This is a genomic window from Streptomyces sp. NPDC090442 (genome assembly GCF_044769405.1).
GTDB lineage: Bacteria > Actinomycetota > Actinomycetes > Streptomycetales > Streptomycetaceae > Streptomyces.
In genome coordinates this window covers 84,578-104,065 of the sequence record NZ_JBIVXW010000035.1, presented here as the reverse complement: position 1 = coordinate 104,065, position 19,488 = coordinate 84,578, and the positions used below count along the sequence as shown (strand labels likewise).

The 19,488-nt window shown below is 74.9% G+C and carries 13 protein-coding genes; 8 read left to right on the top strand and 5 right to left on the bottom strand.

What is annotated here, in order from left to right:
• Window positions 1–231: 231 nt before the first annotated feature.
• A complete protein-coding gene (locus tag ACIQU6_RS24560) occupies window positions 232–804 on the bottom strand; it encodes a MarR family winged helix-turn-helix transcriptional regulator (RefSeq protein ID WP_403483819.1) in 573 nt (190 codons plus the stop codon).
• 190 nt (window positions 805–994) lie between these two features.
• Between ACIQU6_RS24560 and ACIQU6_RS24555 the strand changes: the two genes are divergently transcribed.
• Entirely contained in the window at window positions 995–2,281 is a 1,287-nt protein-coding gene (locus ACIQU6_RS24555) for an MFS transporter (protein ID WP_403483823.1), read from the top strand.
• Between the two features lie 76 nt (window positions 2,282–2,357).
• Here ACIQU6_RS24555 and ACIQU6_RS24550 read toward each other — a convergent pair whose 3' ends face one another.
• Both ACIQU6_RS24550 and ACIQU6_RS24545 read right to left on the bottom strand, forming a co-directional pair.
• Window positions 2,358–4,136 carry a SpoIIE family protein phosphatase gene (locus ACIQU6_RS24550; RefSeq protein WP_403483818.1) on the bottom strand — a complete coding sequence of 593 codons (1,779 nt, stop codon included), beginning with the start codon at window positions 4,134–4,136 and terminating at the stop codon, window positions 2,358–2,360.
• Window positions 4,137–4,431: 295 nt separating this feature from the next.
• On the bottom strand, window positions 4,432–5,829 hold the full coding sequence (locus ACIQU6_RS24545; RefSeq protein WP_403483817.1) for an NAD(P)/FAD-dependent oxidoreductase: 1,398 nt from the start codon (window positions 5,827–5,829) through the stop codon (window positions 4,432–4,434).
• 440 nt (window positions 5,830–6,269) lie between these two features.
• On the opposite strand from ACIQU6_RS24545, the gene ACIQU6_RS24540 reads away from it, so the two are divergent.
• On the top strand, window positions 6,270–7,064 hold the full coding sequence (locus tag ACIQU6_RS24540) for a TetR/AcrR family transcriptional regulator (protein ID WP_403483816.1): 795 nt from the start codon (window positions 6,270–6,272) through the stop codon (window positions 7,062–7,064).
• 354 nt (window positions 7,065–7,418) lie between these two features.
• Window positions 7,419–9,350, top strand: a complete 1,932-nt coding sequence (locus tag ACIQU6_RS24535) for a sigma-70 family RNA polymerase sigma factor (RefSeq protein ID WP_403483815.1) — start codon at window positions 7,419–7,421, stop codon at window positions 9,348–9,350.
• A 245-nt stretch (window positions 9,351–9,595) separates the two neighbouring features.
• On the opposite strand, the gene ACIQU6_RS24530 is transcribed toward ACIQU6_RS24535, so the two are convergent.
• A complete protein-coding gene (locus tag ACIQU6_RS24530) occupies window positions 9,596–11,671 on the bottom strand; it encodes an asparagine synthase-related protein (protein WP_403483814.1) in 2,076 nt (691 codons plus the stop codon).
• 762 nt (window positions 11,672–12,433) lie between these two features.
• Between ACIQU6_RS24530 and ACIQU6_RS24525 the strand changes: the two genes are divergently transcribed.
• The 5 genes from ACIQU6_RS24525 to ACIQU6_RS24505 all read left to right on the top strand — a co-directional run bounded on the left by ACIQU6_RS24525 (window position 12,434) and on the right by ACIQU6_RS24505 (window position 18,275).
• Window positions 12,434–13,882 (top strand): MFS transporter, encoded by a 1,449-nt coding sequence (locus tag ACIQU6_RS24525; RefSeq protein ID WP_403483813.1) that lies wholly within the window; start codon window positions 12,434–12,436, stop codon window positions 13,880–13,882.
• 214 nt (window positions 13,883–14,096) lie between these two features.
• Complete coding sequence (gene lhgO, locus ACIQU6_RS24520; RefSeq protein ID WP_403483812.1) at window positions 14,097–15,350, top strand: L-2-hydroxyglutarate oxidase; 1,254 nt, start codon at window positions 14,097–14,099, stop codon at window positions 15,348–15,350.
• Between the two features lie 239 nt (window positions 15,351–15,589).
• Complete coding sequence (gene trmB / locus ACIQU6_RS24515; protein WP_403483811.1) at window positions 15,590–16,429, top strand: tRNA (guanosine(46)-N7)-methyltransferase TrmB; 840 nt, start codon at window positions 15,590–15,592, stop codon at window positions 16,427–16,429.
• Window positions 16,430–16,527: 98 nt separating this feature from the next.
• Entirely contained in the window at window positions 16,528–17,856 is a 1,329-nt protein-coding gene (locus ACIQU6_RS24510; RefSeq protein WP_403483810.1) for a PrsW family intramembrane metalloprotease, read from the top strand.
• 116 nt (window positions 17,857–17,972) lie between these two features.
• Complete coding sequence (locus ACIQU6_RS24505) at window positions 17,973–18,275, top strand: hypothetical protein (RefSeq protein ID WP_026247493.1); 303 nt, start codon at window positions 17,973–17,975, stop codon at window positions 18,273–18,275.
• A 101-nt stretch (window positions 18,276–18,376) separates the two neighbouring features.
• Here ACIQU6_RS24505 and ACIQU6_RS24500 read toward each other — a convergent pair whose 3' ends face one another.
• Window positions 18,377–19,342: an aldo/keto reductase gene (locus tag ACIQU6_RS24500; RefSeq protein ID WP_403483809.1), complete on the bottom strand. Its 966-nt coding sequence runs from the start codon at window positions 19,340–19,342 to the stop codon at window positions 18,377–18,379.
• Window positions 19,343–19,488 lie beyond the last annotated feature (146 nt).

The following is a 19,488-nucleotide window of genomic DNA, read 5'->3' as shown; positions in this document are numbered from 1 at the left end:
CGAATTTCGTTCCGATTCCCCGTCGGCGGGGTGATCACTACGTTAGCGGAATTCCCCGGTGACGCCTAATCAGACGCCCGGAACGAATTTCGACACGCGGAATTCAATCCCGTTGAGGAGCCGTGCAGTAGTGAGATGCCGCGAAGCGGCGGGATGGTCGCCGCAGAACCGTTCCGGCTCTTTGGCAACTCGGAGAACACTACGGATCCGGGGAGGGTGTGTCAACCTGGGTCAGTCGAGGTCGCTGAGGCGGCCTTCGGCGTCCGGCTGGGCGGCCTCGACCCGGCGCAGCAGGCGGGTCAACGCGTCGCCGAGGAGCCGGCGTTCGTCGCCGGAGAAGTCCTGGAGGAGTTCCTCCTCGAAGACCGTGGCCAGGCGCATCGCCTCCAGCCACTTCTCGCGGCCCTCGTGGGTCAGCTCGACGATGACGCGCACGCGGTTGGTCTCGTCGCGCTCGCGGGTCACCAGGCCCTCGTTCGCCATCCGGTCGATGCGGTGGGTCATGGCGGCCGGGGTGAGGCCGAGGTGCTTGGCCAGTTCGCCGGGGCCCATGCGGTAGGGCGCCCCGGAGACGACGAGGGCCTTGAGGACCTCCCATTCGGCGTTGCTCATGCCGAGCGTGGCGGTCTGGCGTCCGTAGGCGACGTTCATCCGTCGGTTGAGGCGCTGGAGTGCGGAGACGACCTTCTCGACCTGGGGGTCGAGGTCCTGGAACTCGCGCTGGTAGGCCGCGATCTGTTCCTCAAGGCTCGGCTCGGCGCTCGGCTCGGCGGTGCCGGCGGCCGGTTCTGCGGGCTCTGGCATGCGGCGAAGTATGACACGAAAGTCATTGGCGTTGAAGTTCTTCGTCATGTAGTCTTTAGCTTCGAACTTTAGGGTCGAAGTCTTGAGGGTGTGACTGTCCGGTCTTGGACGTCCCGCACCGTGCCTCGGCTTGACCCGGGGGGTTCCTTACTCGTTATCCGTCTTTGCGACTTGACCTAGGTAGGTGAGTGTGACCACCGCGATGGGCGCCGCGCTGCGCCGGATCCAGCTGGGGAACGCGCTGAGCGCGTTCGGCAACGGCTTCACCGTGCCGTATCTGTACGTCTACGTGGCGAACGTGCGACATCTCGGTGCGAGTACGGCTGGTGTGGTGCTGGCGATGCTGGCGGTCTCCGCGCTGGTCGTGCTGCCGCTGACGGGTCGGGCCATCGACCGGCGGGGTCCGCTGCCGGTGGCCGTCGTCGGTACGGTCTCGGCGGCCGTCGGTTCGCTGGGGATCGGGCTGTCGGCGAGCGAGCCGATGGTGATCGCGTCGGCGGCGGCGCTCGGTGCCGGTATAGCGGTGATCCAGCCCGCGCTCGCCACGATGATCGTGTGGTGCTCGACGACGGTGACCCGCTCGCGGGCGTTCGCCACCCAGTTCTTCCTGAACAACCTGGGGCTGGGGATCGGCGGCCTGGTCGGCGGTCAGTTGGTGGACGAGGCGCACGCGTCCAGCTTTGTGCGGCTGTTCGCCATCGAGGCCGTGATGTTCCTGGTGCTGGGTGCGGCGATCGCGACCGTGCGGCTGCCGCGGGCGCCGAAGGTCGAGGACGCGGTGCCGTCCGAGGAGCGGGCCGCGGGCGCCTGGCGGGTACTGTTCGGCGACCGGCGGATGGTGTGGCTGTGCGTGCTGGGCTTCGTGCTGTTCTTCGCCTGCTACGGGCAGTTCGAGTCGGGGCTGGCGGCGTACGCCACGGAGGTCACCCGGATCGAGCCGGCCACCTTGGGCATCGCCCTGGCGGCCAACACCGCGGCGATCGTGGCGGCGCAGTTCGTGGTGCTGAGGCTGGTCGAGCGGCGGCGCCGGAGCCGGGTGATGGCGCTGGTGGGGCTGATATGGACGGTGGCGTGGATCGCCGCCGGGCTGTCCGGGCTGGTGCACGGGGCGCAGGTGGTGGCGACGGTGCTGCTGATCTCCACGTACGCGCTGTTCGGCGTCGGGGAGTCGCTGCTGTCGCCGACGGTGTCGCCGCTGGTGGCGGATCTGGCGCCGGCCTCGCTGATCGGTCAGTACAACTCGGCGTTCGCGCTGGTCAAGCAGTTGGCGTTGGCGGTCGGGCCGGCCGTCGGGGCGCTGATGGTCGGGCACGGGATGTATGTCGCGTACATCGCGATGCTGACGGCGTGCGCGGTGGGGATCACGGTGCTGGCGCTGCGGCTGGGGCGGATGCTCACCCCGGCGCAGGACCAGCCGCACCGGGCGGCCGTGCCGGCGCAGCGGGTGGAGGCCGAGCCGGTGGCCGCCGCCGTCTGAGACGCGTTCCGGGAGGCCGCGGGTGGCGCGGCCCGGCCCCGGCCCGCGGCCCCGACAGGGGGCCGCGGGCCGGGGATCAGCTTTTGGGAAGGGCGAATTCGCACCAGACCGCCTTGCCGCCGCCCGGGGTCCGGCGGGAGCCCCAGGACGAGGCGATGGTGGCGACGATGGAGATGCCGCGGCCGGTCTCGTCGACGGGCTCGGCCCGACGGCGGCGGGGCAGGTGGTCGTCGCCGTCGGTGACCTCGATGATCAGGCGGCGGTCGGTGCGGCGCAGGCGTAGGCGCATCGGCGGGGTGCCGTGCTGCAGGGAGTTGGCGACGAGTTCGCTGGCGGCCAGCACGCCGAGGTCGTGGAGTTCGGGGGAGAAGCGCCAGGAGGCGAGGACGCCGGAGGCGAAGGCGCGGGCCCGGGGCGCGGCCTCGGTGCCGCCGTGGAGTTCGAGCGCGGCGTTGTGGAACAGCTCGGCGTCGTGGCCGGTGCGGACCGGGTTCTGGATGACGAGGATGGCGACGTCGTCGTCGTGCGTGGCGGTGATGCCCAGGGAGCGCAGCAGCCGGTCGCAGACGATGTCGGGGGCGCCGGTGGCGCCGGCGAAGGCGCGCTCCAGGCCGGCGACGCCCTCGTCGATGTCCTTGTCGCGGCGCTCGACGAGGCCGTCCGTATAGAGGACGGCGCTGCTGCCGGGGCCGAGCGGGACGGTGCCGGAGGTGTGCAGCCAGCCGCCGGTGCCCAGGGGCGGGCCGGTCGGTTCGGCGGCGCGGCGGACGGTGCCGTCGGCGTCGCGGACGAGCATCGGCAGGTGGCCGGCCGAGGCGTAGACCAGGCGGCCTTCGTTGGGGTCGTGGACGGCGTAGACGCAGGTGGCGATCTGGCTGGCGTCGATCTCGGCGGCCAGGCCGTCGAGGAGCTGGAGCACCTCGTGGGGCGGGAGGTCGAGGCGGGCGTAGGCGCGGACGGCGGTGCGGAGTTGGCCCATGACGGCGGCGGCGCGCACCCCGCGGCCCATGACGTCGCCGATGACGAGTGCGGTGCGGCCGGCGCCGAGGGTGATCACGTCGTACCAGTCGCCGCCGACCGCGGCGTCGGTGCCGCCGGGTTGGTAGGTGGCGGCGACGCGGAGGTCGTCGGGCTGTTCCAGTTCCTGTGGGAGCAGGGAGCGTTGGAGGGTGACGGCGGCGGCGCGCTGGCGGGCCTCGCTGGCGCGGAGGCGCTCGGCGGACTCGATCTGGTCGGTGACCTCGGCGCCGAAGACCAGGACGCCCTTGTGCGGGGCGACGCAGGCGACCTCCGGGTCGGGGGCCGGGCCGCTGTCGGCGACCTCGATGGGCGTGCAGGTGAAGGTGTAGTAGCCGTCGCGGGTGCGGTCCCCGCCGGCGCCGGCGGGGACCTTGCGGGACTTGACGGTGCGGGGCCTGCCGCTGCGCAGGACCTGGTCCATCAGGGGCAGCAGGCCCAGTTCGCCGAGTTCGGGTAGGGCCTCGCGGGCGGTGCGGCCGGCGGGGCGGGGGCCGAAGACACCAGCGTAGGCGCCGTTGACGTAGGCGATCCGGTGCTCGGGGCCGTAGACGACGGCGACCAGGGCGGGGATGGTGCCGAGGATGTCGTGGACGGAGAGCGCGTCGACGGTGGGCGGGGTGGCGTGCGGCGGGGCGTCCTCGCCGGCGGCGCCCTCGGCGCGGGCCGCGGGGACGGTGCCGGGCGGGCCGGCGGGTGCGTCGCCGGTGGGGGCGGGCGTGGCCGAGTGTGCGGTGGGCCCGGCGGGCGGGGTGGTCGACGGGGCGGCGCGGTCGGCCCGGGCGGCGGTGCGCCGCTGCGTGCCCGGGAACTTGGCGCTCCAGCGCGTGAAGATCACGGAGGGATACCTCTTACTTCGCGTCGTCGCGCGGGGTCGGGCCGTCGGCGTGGGGGAACGCCCCGTGGCGTGGCTGGGGGCGCTGTCGGCACCCTCTGGTGGAATGCAGCAAACGTCCTGAATCCTCGTGATTGTCACTCTTCGCAGATACGAGCCCACCCATGGTCACACGTCCAGTGTGGCCGACCGGACGGTCATCCGTCAGACGCCGGGCGCGCGAGGGTAGTTCCCGGTACCGCGGTGGCCGGCCGGCGTCGGTCGGGCGGGCGGTCAACGTCCCTGGTGGGGCGGCCGGTCAACTGGCTTCGTTGTGCCGGCCGGTGCCCGCGGCGAGCTCGAATTCGGCGCGCGGGTTCTCCAGCGAGCCGAGGGAGACGATCTCCCGCTTGAACAGTCCGGCCAGGATCCACTCGGCGAGGATGCGGGCCTTGCGGTTGAAGGTGGGCACCCGGCTGAGGTGGTAGGCGCGGTGCATGAACCACGCGGGATAGCCCTTGAGTTTGCGTCCGTAGACGTGCGCGACGCCCTTGTGCAGGCCGAGCGAGGCCACCGAACCGACGTATTTGTGGCGGTAGTTGCGGAGCTCGCCGCCGCGCAGGGCGGCGGTGAGGTTCGCGGCGAGCGTCTTGGACTGGCGGACGGCGTGTTGGGCGTTGGGGGCGCAGAGGGTGCGCGGGGCGTCGGAGGTGGCCGGCAGGGGCGCGGTCAGGTCCGGTACGGCCGCCGCGTCCCCGGCCGACCAGGCGTGCTCCGCGCCGTCCACCTGGAGCGCGGCGGTGCACTTGAGGCGGCCGTGGCCGGCCAACGGCAGGCCGCTGGCGGCGACGATGGGGTGGGGCTTGACGCCGGCGGTCCACACCAGCGTCCGGGCGGGGAAGCGGGAGCCGTCGCTGAGCCGGATCAGGCGCCGCTCGCAGGAGTCCAGGCGGGTCGTGAGCCGGACGTCGATGTTGCGGGCGCGCAGCTCGCGGACGGCGTAGCGGCCCATCTCGGGTCCGACCTCGGGCAGGATCCGGTCGGTGGCCTCGACCAGGATCCACTTCATGTCCTCGGGCTGGATGTTGTGGTAGTAGCGGGCGGCGTAGCGGGCCATGTCCTCCAGTTCGGCCAGCGCCTCCACGCCCGCGTAGCCGCCGCCGACGAAGACGAAGGTCAGCGCCGCGTCGCGGACCTCGGGATCGCGGGTGGAGGAGGCGATGTCGAGCTGTTCGAGAACGTGGTTGCGCAGTCCGATGGCCTCCTCGACGGTCTTGAAGCCGATGCCGACGTCGGCGAGGCCGGGGACGGGGAGGGTGCGTGAGATTGATCCGGGCGCGAGGACCAGCTCGTCGTAGGCCAGGGTGTGGGCGCCGTCGCCGGTCTCCCGCGCGGCCAGGGTGGTGAGGGTCGCCTTCCGTTCGTCGTGGTCGATGGCGGTGACCTCGCCGATGACGACGGTGCAGTGCGGCAGGACGCGGCGCAGCGGGACGACGACGTGGCGCGGGGAGATGGAGCCGGCGGCGGCCTCCGGCAGGAACGGCTGGTACGTCATGTACGGGTCGGGGTCGACGATGACGATCTCGACCGTGCCCCGCCGCAGTTCCTGCTTGAGCGTGCGCTGCAGCCGCAGGGCGGTGTACATCCCCACGTAGCCACCACCGACCACGAGAATGCGCGCCACGGCGTCCGAATACTCCGAAGACACAGTCTTCACAGAGGTTCTCCTCGCGGTGTCGACCAGGCCGGGGCGCCACCGAGCGGGCGGCCGGGCCGGCGGCGCGGCCACCCCCTACGGGCGCTGTGCCCCCGGAGCGCACAGCACTGTTCCATGACGCACTGCCGCAACGGCTTTGTCCACAGGTCGGTCGAAAAGTATGGCCGGTACCCAGCGGTGGTGCGGAGCGGGACATTCCGCATCACCGTTGCGAAGTACGCTGGTCAGGCGGAGATTGGCGCGAGGCGGGAGGAAGAGGGCCCCGAGCAGATCCGGCCCATTAGGCCGATCGGGGGGCGTAGCAGGCGGAGGACCCTCTTCAATCTTGACGCGGGCTCAACTATGTTCGTATCTCGTTGGGGTGCACCCTTTCGTCGGGTCACCCCGGCAGTCAGGGCGGGGAGTCTCCGGGGGGAGACGTCATTACCGGGGGATCACTTATGCACATTCAGGGCTCTCAATGGCCGACGGCGGTCACCGTGACCGCCGCTTCCGACGGTGCCAACGGCGCCGGGAGCAAGGGAACGGGCGCCGCGACCGGCGCCAACGGTCGGAGCGCACCGCTGCGGGTCGACGCCCAGCGCAATCTGGAGCACGTGTTGCGCGCGGCGCGCGAGGTCTTCGGCGAACTGGGGTACGGCGCGCCGATGGAGGACGTGGCGCGGCGGGCCCGGGTCGGGGTCGGGACGGTCTACCGCCGCTTCCCGAGCAAGGACGTCCTGGTCCGGCGGATAGCCGAGGAGGAGACCTCCCGGCTGACCGAGCAGGCGCGGGCCGCGCTGGGTCAGGAGGACGATCCGTGGTCGGCGCTGGCGCGGTTCCTGCGGACGTCGGTGGCCTCGGGGGCGGGGCGGCTGCTGCCGCCGGGCATCCTGCGGGTCGGCCCGGGCGAGGAGCGGGTGCCCGACGGCCTGGGCGAGGTCCGGGTGCCGGAGGGCGGGATCGAGGCGCGGGTGCCGTTGCAGCGGGCGGCGCCGGGCGAGGCGGACGCGGCGCGCACCGGCACCGAGGCCGAGGAGACGCCGGGCGGGCAGGCGCTGCTGGAGGTCGTCGGACGGCTGGTGGAGCGGGCCCGGGCGGCCGGTGCGCTGCGGATCGGCGTCACGGTCTCCGACGTGCTGCTGGTGATCGCCACGGGCGCGCCGGCGCTGCCGGATCCGGGACAGCAACAGGCCGCCTCCGCGCGGCTGTTGGAGATCCTGCTGGAAGGGCTGCGGTCACGTCCCACCACCTGATGCGGGGCGGCCGGCCCGGCGGCGCGGTGCCCACGGGGCACGGAGGCGCGCGGGCGGGCGGGGCGTGGCGTCGGGGGGTGTCAGCGGGGGCGGTCGTCGCGTCGCCGGGCGTATCGGGCCTACCGGGGCTGCCCCTAGGGGCGGGCCGGGGCTTCCGCGGCGGGCGTTCCGGGTGCGGTGGCCGGGGCCGGTGTGGCGCGGTCGCCGCGGCCGGGGCGGGAGGGCCGCTGCCGGTGAACGTCAGTGCGGGCGCCCCGGAGGAGTGGTTGCCCACCCGGGCTCTGAGGCTCGGGCCCCGGGTGTGGCACGCTTGCGCGGTGTTGCGGTGTGACGGTGGGTTCGGGGGCCTCGGCGATGGGTGTTGACGGGCGGGACGAGCGGCGCGGCGAGGGCGTGGGCGCACCGTCGGGTCAGGTGCCGGGCCAGTCCGGGCCGTTGGGGGCGACGCCCCCGGCTGCCGGTCCGGAGGGCGCCGGGCCCAGCGTGCCGGCGCAGCGCCGGCACTCCCGGCGGCGGGACCGGCCGGCGGAGGGCGAGCCGACCGCCGAGGGCGTCGACGCCGGACTGCCGCCGTCCGACGCCCAGTTGGTGGCCGCCATGCGGGCCGGCGACGACAGCGCCTACGAGGAGCTCTACCGCCGGCACGCCGAGGCGGTGCGCCGGTACGCGCGCAGCTGCTGCCGGGACGCCCACACCGCGGAGGACCTGACCGGCGAGGTGTTCGCGCGCACCCTCCAGGCGGTGCGCGGCGGGGCGGGGCCAGATTCGGCGGTGCGCGCCTATCTGTTGACGACCGTCCGGCGGGTCGCCGCGGTCTGGGCGAAGACCGCCCGGCGGGAGCACCTGGTCGAGGACTTCGCGGTGTTCGCGGTGACCGCGGCCGGCTCGTCCCTGGACGACGACACCCTGGACCTCGGCGCCGACGTCCGGGCGATGCACGAGGCCGAGCAGACGATGGCGGTGCGGGCGTTCCAGAGCCTGCCGGAGCGCTATCAGACGGTGCTGTGGCACACCACCATCGAGGACGAGTCGCCGAGCGAGGTCGCGCCGCTGCTCGGGCTGACCGCCAACGCCACCGCCGTCCTCGCGCACCGGGCCCGGGAGGGGCTCAAGCAGGCGTATCTGCAGGCCCATGTGAGCCAGTCGCTGACCTCGGGCGGCGACTGCGCGCGCTACGCCGACCGGCTCGGCGCGTACGCCCGGGGCGGGCTGCGGATGCGGGCCGAGCGGGGGTTGCGCAAGCACCTGGACGCGTGCGCCCGGTGCCGCGGCGCGGCCCTGGAGGTCGCGGACCTCAACCAGCGCATCGGTGCGGTGCTGCCGGTCGCGGTCATCGGTTGGTTCGCGGCCGGGTACGCGATCAAGGGTGCCGCGGCGGTGGCCGGCGTCGCCGGGGCCGGGGCTGCGGCGAGCGCCGGGGTGGCCGCGGCCGCCTCGGGCTCCGGGTCCGGTACGTCCGCGGGCTCCGGCGGGGCGGCCGCGGGCGAGGGGTTGGCCGCGCCGGTGAAGGTCACCGTCGGGGCCGGGTTGGTGGTCGTGGCGGGCGCGGCGCTGGCGTTCGCGCTGTCCGGGTCGTCGCAGCCGGCCCCGAAGCCGCGGGCGCAGCCGCTGGCCCCCTCGGTGCCGGCCGTGCCCGCTCCCCCGCCGTCGCACACGCCGCGGCCCCCGGTGAGCGCCCCGGCCCCGAAGCCCAGCCCGACGCCCGCGCCGCCCAGGCCCACGCCGGCGCCGCCGAAGCCCACCCCCACGCCACCCCCGAAGCCGATGCCGACTCCGCCGAAGCCCACGCCGACGCCGACTCCACCAAAGCCCACGCCGACGCCGACTCCGACGCCCACGCCCACCCCGCCGCCGACGCCGTATCAGGTCAACGCGTTGCAGTACGACTTCGCGGGCGACGGCACCAAGCCGGAGGTCCGCGCCTTCGACAGCAGTTGGCTGTGGAAGCGGAACCGCCCGAGCATCGGCGGCACGACCTATCCCCACGGGGTGAGCGTGCACGCGTCGTCCTCCGTGGTCATCGACCTCAACCGGCAGTGCACCGCGTACGACGCGGTGGCCGGCGTCGACGACCTCAGCCTGGGGCTGGGCGCGTTGCGTTTCTCGGTGTACGCGGACGGGGTCCGGCTGTGGCGGTCGGCCGTGGTGCACGGCGGGCAGCCGGCGGTGCCGGTGCACGTCCCGTTGGCCGGGCGCAAGACGCTGCGCCTGGTGGTCGAGCCGGAGAGCGCGGGCGATCTGGTGGCGCTGGGGGACTGGGCGCGGTCGCAGATCAACTGCCGGTGAGGGAACGGGCGGTGGCGGACGAGCCGGCCACCGCGCCGTAACGGGGCGCGGCAACAGCAGTCACGTCGGAATGTGCGCCGGTGTACGCCCCTGCCCTGGGCGCGCGGGGAAGGCCGTGCGCCGGGTTGGTGCGCCGTTCTGCCGGGAGCACCGGGACGGGGCCATGCTCCGGTCGTCCGCCCCTGCGGGAACACGGGCGGCGGGGCCGTCCCCAACGGGCCGCCCGCGCCGGGCGGCCGGGCAGCTCAGGCGAGCCGGGCGCGGGGCACCACGCCCCCGGCGAGAGCCCGTTGGCGCGGCGCCTCCGCGCCCGTCCAGCAGGAGCCGCGGCGGGCCAACAGCCGGCGCAGCCACAGCTCGGTGGAGACCAGGTCGGCCAGCCCGTCCAGGGGCAGCGGGGCGCCCTCGGCGGCCGCCCGGAGCGCCTTGCGGACCACCCGTGCCTCGATCAGTCCGGCGTCGGCGAGCAGGGGCGCCTCGAAGAGCCGGAGCAACGGGCCGGCGGCGGCGCGCAGTCCGGCGCGGGCCGCGGCGGAGTGCGGGTGGTGCGCGGCGGCACCCCAACCGGACGGCAGGTCCCGGACGCCGGCGCCGGTCAGGACCGACCGCAGGACGGCCGCCCGGGCGCCGGGCTGCACCCGGAGGGTGTCCGGCAGGGCGCGGCAGGCGAGCACCACCTGGTTGTCCAGGAAGGGGGCGTGCAGCCGCTGACTGCGGACCTCGGCGGCCTGTTCGAAGATCCGGTGGTCGGCGGCCTGGCGGGCCAGCGCGGCCCGGGCCCGCCACTCGCCGGGACGGCCGGCGGCGGGCGAGCGGCGGGCCGCGTCCCCGAGGCGAGCCGCCACCTCGGCCAGCGCCTCCCCCGTGAGCCAGCGGGCCGCGGGCCCGGGGCGGCACCAGGTGAGCGCGGCCAGCGAGGCGTCCACCGCGCCGCCGGCCACCGGCTCGTCGGCGAACTCCCGCTCCCGTAGGCGGCGGGCGGCCTCGGCGATCCCGGTGGCGTAAGGGGTGCGAGCGAGCCTCCGGGCGGCCCGGTAGACGGTGAACGGGACCAGGACGGAGTGCGCGGACGGGCCGTCCGCCCTGGCCAACGCGGTGACCGGGCGCAGCAGATGGCGCCGGCGGCGGTCCATGAGGAGGTCGGCGAGGCGGGCCGGGTGGGCGTCGAGGACCTGACGGGCGCCGTTCCCGACGAAGTGGTCGGCGCCGCCGGACACCAGCCGGCTGCGGTGCCGGCCGGCGACGACCAGCGCGGGGCCGGGCTCGTCGGTGAGCGGGAGGGCGTCGAGGCCGGTGTACGGGAGCGCCTCCTCGCCGGCCGCGACGACGACGTGGTGCAGCCGGGGGTTCTCGGCGATCCCGCGGGCACGCTCCAGTTCTGCCTCGTGGTCGTCCTGACCGCCCCGGGTGGCACGGTCGTTGAAGGTCACCGCCAACAGGCGCTCGCCGTGGCCGTTGATCCTGCCCGGCTGGCCGGGGAGTCCGGCGGCCAGGAGGGCGAGCGTTCCGGAGGCGCTGCCCCCGGAGAGGTCGGCGCCGATGCCGGGGGCCGGGCCGCCGCGCGCCGCGCGCCGCTCCGCGGGGCCCATGCCGGGCACCGGGCCGGGGTCGAGCCGGTCCAGGCCGTCCGGGTCGGGGGCGAAGCGGGGGGCCGCCAGGCGGGCGCGGACGGCCTCCACCAGGGCCTCGCGGACGCCGTCCACGGCCTGCTCCGGGGCGAGTTGGGGGGTGGCGACGGCGAGGGAGGCGGGCGGCTCGTAGGAGGCGCGCTCGCTGGTGCCGTTGCGCAGCACCAGGGCGTGGCCGGGTGGGACGCGGTGCACGCCGTCGTACGGGGTGCCGGTGCCGAGGGCCTCGGGGGCGTCCGGGCAGGCCAGCAGCGCGGCCAGGTGGCCGACGTCGAGGCTGGCCTCGACGAGGTCGGCGAGCGGCAGGGCGGCGGTGGCGTACGCGGTGCCGCCGGCCCAACGGGTGTGGAAGACGGGGCGGGCGCCGGCCAGATCCCCGGTGACGGTGATCCGGCGTCCCACCTGGGCGACGGCGGTGTAACTGCCCGGCCAGGCGGTGAGGTGGCGCAGCGCGCCCCCGCGGGCGGCGAACAGGCCGACCTTCAACTGGTCGTCGGTGGCGCCGCAGACCCCGAAGACGGCGAGCCGGGTCTCCGGGTCGGCCTGCACGACGCGCACCTCATGGGGCCGCCAATCGCCCACCGCCCAGAGGGGATCGGGGTCGCCCCACAGGAGTTGGGCGCCCACGGGCAGCAGCGAGCGGCACCCCTTGTCGGTGGTCGCGGCACTGCTCCACCCCACCAGCCAGCGCATCGCCGCCTCCACCCGATTCCCCGTCCGCCCGGGTGGCCGGCGGCCGCCCCGCGCAGCGGATTCCCCAGTCTGCCGTGCGGTCCATGCTGCCATGGCGCTGGCCTGCGGGCGGCTGCGGAGACGGCCCGTATACGGGCGCGCGACGCCCGGCCGACGGGGCCGGCGAGGGGCGGTGCGGCGCCCCGGTGACGGGGAGGGGCCGTCGGCGCGCGGCGCCGGCGTCGGGGGGCGGTGGCCGGATGCCGGGCGGGCGCGGTGCGCGGCAAACGGCCCCGGGTGGCCCCCCGTGTGGCCCCCGGAGCGGTCGACGGCGTGAAAGCATCACCCGTCGATTTTCAGCCAAAGTCCGTGCCGCTCCGCCGAGTTGGGTCCCGGCCGGCACCCCGGACTCGACCGCCGTGCGACGCGGCGGCCGGGTGGGCGCCCGGTCCCCGCGACGGTCCGGGAAGCGGGCTGCGCCTCCCGGACCGGACCGCCACCCGCGGGGAATGAGGTGGCGGTGTCCCCCAGCCCACTGGATCCAGTACAGCGGGCCGACCCACGCAGAACTCATCGAAGCGTGGGGGGCGTTGAGGGGCCAGCGCGCACGGACGGGCGCATGGGCACACGTACCCGGAGCACATGCCAATTCCCGCACCCCCGTTTGAACACGAATCTCGCCATCCAAGACACCGACCCTTAACGGTCGGGATCCGGCGAACTACTCTGGGTGGACGCATGCCCCGGGGTACGGGGCGGCTGTCGCTGTGTCGAGGGGTGCGCATGTCCAGGGATACACGCGGGCCGAACGAGAAGCTCGGCACCGTTCTCGCCCTCGCGGGGATCAGCAATGCCGGACTGGCGCGCCGGGTCAACGACCTGGGTGCCCAACGCGGTCTGACGCTTCGCTACGACAAGACGTCGGTGGCCCGGTGGGTCTCCAAGGGCATGGTGCCCCAGGGCGCCGCGCCCCATCTGATTGCGTCCGCGATCGGCAGCAAGCTGGGGCGACCGGTGCCGTTGCACGAGATCGGCCTGGCCGACGCCGATCCGGCGCCCGAAGTCGGGCTGGCCTTCCCCCGTGACGTGGGCGCGGCGGTGCGCTCAGCGACCGAGTTGTACCGTCTCGATCTCGCCGGCCGGCGGGGCAACGGCGGCGGCATCTGGCAGAGCCTGGCCGGATCCTTCGCGGTCAGCGCGTATGCGACCCCCACCTCCCGTTGGCTGATATCGCCGACCGACAGTTCGGTGGCGCGGGAGACGGCCGAGGCGCGCGAGAAGGACGCCGCGGCCGCCGGTGACGCCGGGACCCCGCAGCACGTCGGCCACAGCGACGTCACCAAGCTGCGTGAGGCGGCCAAGGACGCCCGGCGCTGGGACTCCAAGTACGGGGGCGGGGACTGGCGTTCGTCCATGGTGCCGGAGTGCCTCCGGGTGGACGCGGCGCCGCTGCTGCTCGCCTCGTACAGCGACGAGGTGGGCCGCGCGCTCTTCGGGGCGACGTCCGAACTCACCCGCCTGGCGGGCTGGATGGCCTTCGACACCGGCCAACAGGAGGCCGCCCAGCGGTACTACATCCAGGCGCTGCGGCTGGCCCGCGCCGCCGCGGACGTCCCCCTGGGCGGGTACGTGCTCGCGTCGATGTCCCTCCAGGCGACCTACCGGGGCTTCGCCGACGAGGGCGTCGACCTGGCCCAGGCCGCCCTGGAGCGCAACCGCGGGCTGGCCACCGCGCGCACCATGAGCTTCTTCCGCCTGGTGGAGGCGCGGGCGCAGGCCAAGGCCGGCGAGGCGCGCGCCTGCGAGGTGGCGCTGAAGGCGTCCGAGGGCTGGCTGGAGCGCTCCCGCAGCGGCGACCCGGACCCGTCCTGGTTGGACTTCTACTCCTACGAGCGGTTCGCCGCCGACGCCGCCGAGTGCTACCGGGACCTGCGGCTGCCCCGTCAGGTGCGGCGCTTCACCGAGCAGGCGCTCTCCCGGCCGACGGAGGAGTTCGTCCGCTCGCACGGGCTGCGCCTCGTCGTGTCGGCCGTCGCCGAACTGGAGTCCGGCAATCTGGACGCGGCGTGCGCCGCCGGCACCCGGGCCGTCGAGGTCGCCGGCCGCATCTCGTCCGCCCGCACCACGGAGTACGTCCGGGACCTGCTGCACCGCCTGGAGCCGTACGGGGACGAGCCCCGGGTGGTCGAACTCCGGGAGCGGGCGCGGCCGTTGCTGGCGGCGCCGGCGTAGCCGGCGGGCGCGGAGGGCGGCCGCGGGCGGCGGCCGGGGAACGAAATCGGGCGCCCTGCGCCGGGCGGGTGCGCGGCTGCGGGTCGTCTTCGCAGGTCAGGCTGGATCACTGCGGATTGTCGGTGCCGCCCGTCATGATGGACTACGGCGTCGGCGATGACGCTCGGGCCCGCGGCGACGGGCGGGCCGGCGGTCATGCGGTTGGGGAGGTGCAGTGGCGGCGTACGACTGCGATGTGCTGGTGATCGGTGCCGGGATCGTGGGGCTTTCCACGGCCCATGCCCTCACGCGCGCCGCGCCGGGCATACGCGTCGTGGTGCTGGAGAAGGAGCCCGGTGTGGCCCGCCACCAGACCGGGCGCAACAGCGGGGTCATCCACAGCGGCATCTACTACCCACCCGGTTCGCTCAAGGCCCGCTTCGCCCTCCAAGGGGCGGCGGAAATGGTCAAGTTCTGCACGGAACACGACATTCCGCACGAGGTCACCGGCAAGCTGATCGTCGCCACCGACCGCGGCGAGCTGCCCCGGCTGCACGGCCTCATCCAGCGCGGCCGGGAGCACGGGCTGCCGGTCCGGGAGCTGGGCCCGGCCCAGATCGCCGCGTACGAGCCGGAGGTGCGCGGCCTGGCCGCGATCCACGTCGGCACGACCGGCGTCTGCGACTTCGGCGCGGTCGCCCGGGAGTTGGGCCGGCTCGCCCAGGAGGACGGCGCGCGGGTCGTCCTCGGCGAGGAGGTCACCACCATCGAGCGCCGCCCCGGCCGGGTCGCGGTCCGCACCGCCGGCGGCACGGTCTACCGCGCCCGCGCCCTGGTCAACTGCGCCGGGCTGCACTGCGATCGGATCGCCCGGCTGGCCGGCGACGCCCCGGGCATGCGGATCGTGCCGTTCCGCGGTGAGTACTTCACCCTCGCCCCGGAGCGCGCGGCCCTGGTCCGCGGCCTGGTCTACCCGGTGCCCGACCCGGCGTTCCCGTTCCTGGGGGTGCACCTCACCCGCGGCATCGACGGCGCCGTCCACATCGGGCCGAACGCCGTCCCCGCACTGGCCCGCGAGGGGTACGACTGGCGCACGCTCCGCCCCGCGGAGCTCGCCGGGACGCTGGCCTTCCGCGGCTCCTGGCGGATAGCCCGCCGCCACTGGCGCTACGGCGCGGGCGAGTTGCACCGCTCACTGTCCCGCCGGGCCTTCGCGGACGCGGTCCGCCGGCTGCTGCCCGACGCCCGGGAGGAGGACCTGCTCCCCTGCCCCGCCGGCGTCCGGGCCCAGGCCGTCCTCCCCGACGGCACCCTCGTCGACGACTTCCTCTTCGCCGAGTCCCCCGGCATGGTCCACGTCCTCAACGCCCCGTCGCCGGCCGCCACGGCCTCCCTCCCGATCGGCCGCGAGGTGGCCCGGCGGGTCGCCCGGCTGCTGGGCATACCGGCGGGCGCGGTGCGGGACGTCGGCCCCGGGGCGAGGAGCTGAGGCGCTCCCCCGTTACCTCGCCCACACCGCGCCGCTCCCCGGGAGGCCGACGCCACCCGTCCCGCCAGCGCCGCGCCGCCCGTAGGCCACCGGGCCCCACCTGCGCCTCTATGGACGGGCAGGGGCGCGGGCCCATCGGGACCGGGGCGTCGACCGGCGTTCTCCCCGATCACCGCGCCCGGCGACCCCGCCCTCGACGGTCCCGTCCGCCCCGGCGCCATCCGTAGAATCGACGCACTGTGTCCGAGAACCCCGCCACCCCCGAGACCCTCGCCGCCGCTGCCGACGCCATGAGCGCGGACGCCGCGGTGACCACCGTCGCGACCGCCACTCCGGCCTCCGTGCCCCGGCGCGGCAAGCCGATGTTCCCCGACGGCACGGGGCCGGCGGCCGACCCCGCCGGCTCGCACCACGAGCGGCGGATCCGGTCCTTCCAGCCCCGCCGCAGCCGCGTCACGGCCTCGCAGGGCGAGGCGCTGCGCCGGCTCTGGCCGAAGTGGGGCGTGGACATCGACGGACTCTCCCCCCTCGATCTCGACGCGTTCTTCGACGGGCTGCCGGTCGTCCTGGAGATCGGTTTCGGGATGGGCGAGGCCACCGCGCAGATGGCCGCCGCCGCCCCGGAGACCGGCATCCTCGGCTGCGATGTGCACACCCCTGGCCAGGGCCATCTGCTCGGTCTCGCGGAGCGGAACGGCCTGTCCAACATCCGGGTGGCCAACGGCGACGCGATCATCCTGCTGCGCGAGATGCTCCCCCCGGCGTCCCTGGCCGGCCTGCGCGTCTACTTCCCGGACCCCTGGCCCAAGAAGCGCCACCACAAGCGCCGCCTGATCCAGCCGGAGTTCGTGGCGCTGGCCGCCACCCGGCTCGCGCCCGGCGCCCTGGTGCACTGCGCGACCGACTGGGAGCCGTACGCCGAGCAGATGCTGGAGGTCCTCTCCGCGGAGCCGGCGCTGGAGAACCTCTACCAGGACTACGCGCCGCGACCGGACTTCCGGCCGCTGACGAAGTTCGAGGGCCAGGGCCTGGAGAAGGGCCACGTCGTCAACGACCTGCTGTTCCGCCGCCGGGCCTGAGGGCCGCGGCCCCCAGGGGCCGCGACCCGGCGCCACCGTGTCCTCGCTGGCGGCAAACTCGCCTGCCCGCGCCGCTCCACCCTCGTTAGGGTCGATGGGTGTACCCGTCACCGCCGCCGCTCCCCGAGCGCTCAGCCGGCCCGCCGCCGTACACACCCGCCGAGGCCCACCCCGGGCCCCGGCGCCGGTTCGCGCCCTGGCGCAGCCGGACCGTCCGAGCCATCGCGTTGGCCGCGCTGCTCGCGCTCTCCGGCGTGCTCATCCTCGGCATCGTCCGGCGCCAGACTGGCACCGAGGGCTTCCTGGTCGGCCTCGGGCTGGCCGTCTTCCCCGTCCCGCTGCTGATCGCGGCGTTCTGCTGGCTGGACCGCATCGAGCCCGAGCCCTGGCGGAACCTCGCGTTCGCCTTCGCCTGGGGGGCGTGCGCCGCCACCCTCGTCGCCGTACTGGCCAACGGCTTCGCCACCGACTGGCTGGCCAGCAACATCGCCACCGCGTCCCCGACCGAGGCCGAGGCATGGGGCTCGACGGTGGTCGCCCCGATTGTCGAGGAGGTGGTGAAGGCCGCCGCCATCGCCCTCCTCTACCGCTTCCGCCGCCGCGACTTCGACGGGATCACGGACGGCATCGTGATCGCCGGCATCACCGCCACCGGCTTCGCGTTCACCGAGAACGTCCTCTACCTGGGCAGCGCCTTCGGCGAGGACCAGTCCATGGGGCACACCGGTCTGAACTCCCTCACGGCCGGCACCTTCTTCGTGCGGATCGTGGTCTCCCCGTTCGCCCACCCGTTGTTCACGATCCTCACTGGCCTGGCGTTCGGCGTGGCCGCGACCCGTTACCCGCGCCGCCGCGGTGCCCGGACCGGGCTCGTGCTCCTCGGTCTGACCACCGCGATCCTGCTGCACGGCGTGTGGAACGCCGCCTCCGCCCTCGGTGACGCCGGCTTCCTCACCGTCTACGGCGTCTTCATGGTCCCGGTCCTGCTGGCCCTGACGTGGCTGGCGCTCTGGGCCCGCCGCCAGGAGCTGCTCTCGGTCCGCGAGTACCTCGCCCCGTACACCGCCGCCGGTTGGCTGGCCGCGCCCGAGCCCACCGCCCTCGCCTCCCTGAAGACCCGCGCGCTGGCCCGCGACATAGCCCGCCGCACCCACGGCCCGGCCGCCGCCCGCGCCGTCACCGCCTACGGCGCGCTGGCCACCGCGCTCTCCTTCCACCGGCGCCGCGCCCATCTGACGGGCCCGACCGCGGACTTCGCCGCCCGGGAGCGGGAACTCCTGGACGGCCTGTGGCACTACCGGTCGTGGGCGGGCCCGGCGCTGCTCCAGGCGTGGGCGGGCCGGACGGCGACGCCGGAAGCGGTGCCGGACCGGCCCGGGGGAGCGCCCGATTCCGACGCGGCAACGGGCCGGCGCCCCGCCCCGTAAGGGGCCGCGGTCGCGCGATCGGCGCCGGCCGCCCGCCCCGCTCGACCGTGCCGCCCTGCGGTGCGGGGGCCGCGCGTAGGCTCGTGGGAGTTGTCCGCGAAAGGGAGGATTCTGCGATGGCGGGGATACCGACGAGCGTGGTGGCGGCCACCGGGCTGGTGGGCGGTTACGGCGTGGCCCGGTGGACCAAGAAGCGGCCCCTGGGCGGGGTGGCGCTCGCGGCGGCCGGCGCGGTGGCGGCCCGCGGCTGGCAGCAGAAGGCCGGCACGAAGGCGGCCGCCGCGCTGAGCGGCGCCTATGTGGCGGCGTTCGCGGGGTCCCACCCGCTGGCCAAGAAGATCGGGGCGTGGCCCTCGGTGTTCGCGGTGGCCGGCGGCGTCGCGCTGGCCTCATGGGCGGTGGCGGACCGGCGCGGCTGACGCCGGCGGCCCGCTCCGGGGCCGGTCGCCAGGAACAGACAGCCAAGGGGCCGGCCCGTAGGGCCGGCCCCTTGGCTGCGTCGTTCGGCCTGCTGCCGCTCTCAGGCCGACGCCTCCGTGAGGAGGGCGACCTCGGCGTCGGTGAGGGTGAGCTCGGTGACGGCCAGGAGGGCCGGGAGCTGGGTGACGTTGCGGGCGCTGGCGATGGGGGCCACGACGGTGGGCTGGGCGGCGAGCCAGGCGAGCGCGACGGTGGTCGGCTCGGTGCCGTGGGTCGCGGCGACGGTGTCGAGCGCGGTGAGGACGCGGCGGCCGCGGTCGGTCTCCAGATGCGCGGCGGCCGTCCCGGCGCGGGCGCTGTCCACGCTGGTGCCCGGGCGGTACTTGCCCGTCAGGAAGCCGGAGGCGAGCGCGAAGTACGGGACGGCGGCCAGGCCGTTGCGGGCGGCCACGTCGGCGAGTTCGCCCTCGTAGGTGTCGCGGGAGACCAGGTTGTAGTGCGGCTGGAGGGCCACGTAACGGGCCACGCCCTCGCGGGCGGAGAAGTCCAGCGACTCCTGGAGGCGCTGCGCGGAGATGTTGGACGCGGCGATCTCGCGGACCTTGCCGGCCTTGACGAGGTCGTCCAGGGCGGTGAGGAACTCGCCCACCTCGACGGACTCGTCGTCGAAGTGGGTGTAGTAGAGGTCGATGTGGTCCGTGCGGAGACGGGTCAGGGACTGCTCGACGCCGGCCTTGATGGTGGCCGCGGACAGGCCCTTGTACTCGGGGTGGGCGCCGACCTTGGTGGCGATCACGACCTGGTCGCGGTTGCCGCGGGCCGCGAGCCAGTTGCCGATGACGGTCTCGGACTCACCGCCCTTGTTGCCCGGCACCCAGGACGAGTACGTGTCGGCGGTGTCGACGAAGTTCCCACCGCCGGCCACGTAGGCGTCGAGTACGGCGAAGGACTCGGCCTCGTCAGCGGTCCAGCCGAAGACGTTGCCCCCGAGGCAGAGCCGGGAGACGGACAGCGAACCGAGCGGCTCGCGGTCGGGAACGGAGCTGTGGGCGTGTGTCGCGGTCATGCCCTGCTACAACGCGGGAGCGCGGGGAATTGTTCCTCGCGCCGCGGGAGTTGCGCCCCGCTCCGGGTGGGGAGTTGACGCCGTTGCCGGGCCCGGGAGGGCGCGTGGGTGGCCGCCCACGGGGTGTGGGCGGCCGGGGCGGGGCG

Excerpts from the sequence above, each read along its gene's own strand:
- ACIQU6_RS24560 (WP_403483819.1), bottom strand. The coding sequence starts at position 804 with ATGCCAGAGCCCGCAGAACCGGCCGCCGGCACCGCCGAGCCGAGCGCC.
- ACIQU6_RS24540 (WP_403483816.1), top strand. The coding sequence starts at position 6,270 with ATGCACATTCAGGGCTCTCAATGGCCGACGGCGGTCACCGTGACCGCC.
- ACIQU6_RS24535 (WP_403483815.1), top strand. The coding sequence starts at position 7,419 with ATGGGTGTTGACGGGCGGGACGAGCGGCGCGGCGAGGGCGTGGGCGCA.
- ACIQU6_RS24530 (WP_403483814.1), bottom strand. The coding sequence starts at position 11,671 with ATGCGCTGGCTGGTGGGGTGGAGCAGTGCCGCGACCACCGACAAGGGG.
- ACIQU6_RS24525 (WP_403483813.1), top strand. The coding sequence starts at position 12,434 with ATGTCCAGGGATACACGCGGGCCGAACGAGAAGCTCGGCACCGTTCTC.
- ACIQU6_RS24505 (WP_026247493.1), top strand. The coding sequence starts at position 17,973 with ATGGCGGGGATACCGACGAGCGTGGTGGCGGCCACCGGGCTGGTGGGC.
- ACIQU6_RS24500 (WP_403483809.1), bottom strand. The coding sequence starts at position 19,342 with ATGACCGCGACACACGCCCACAGCTCCGTTCCCGACCGCGAGCCGCTC.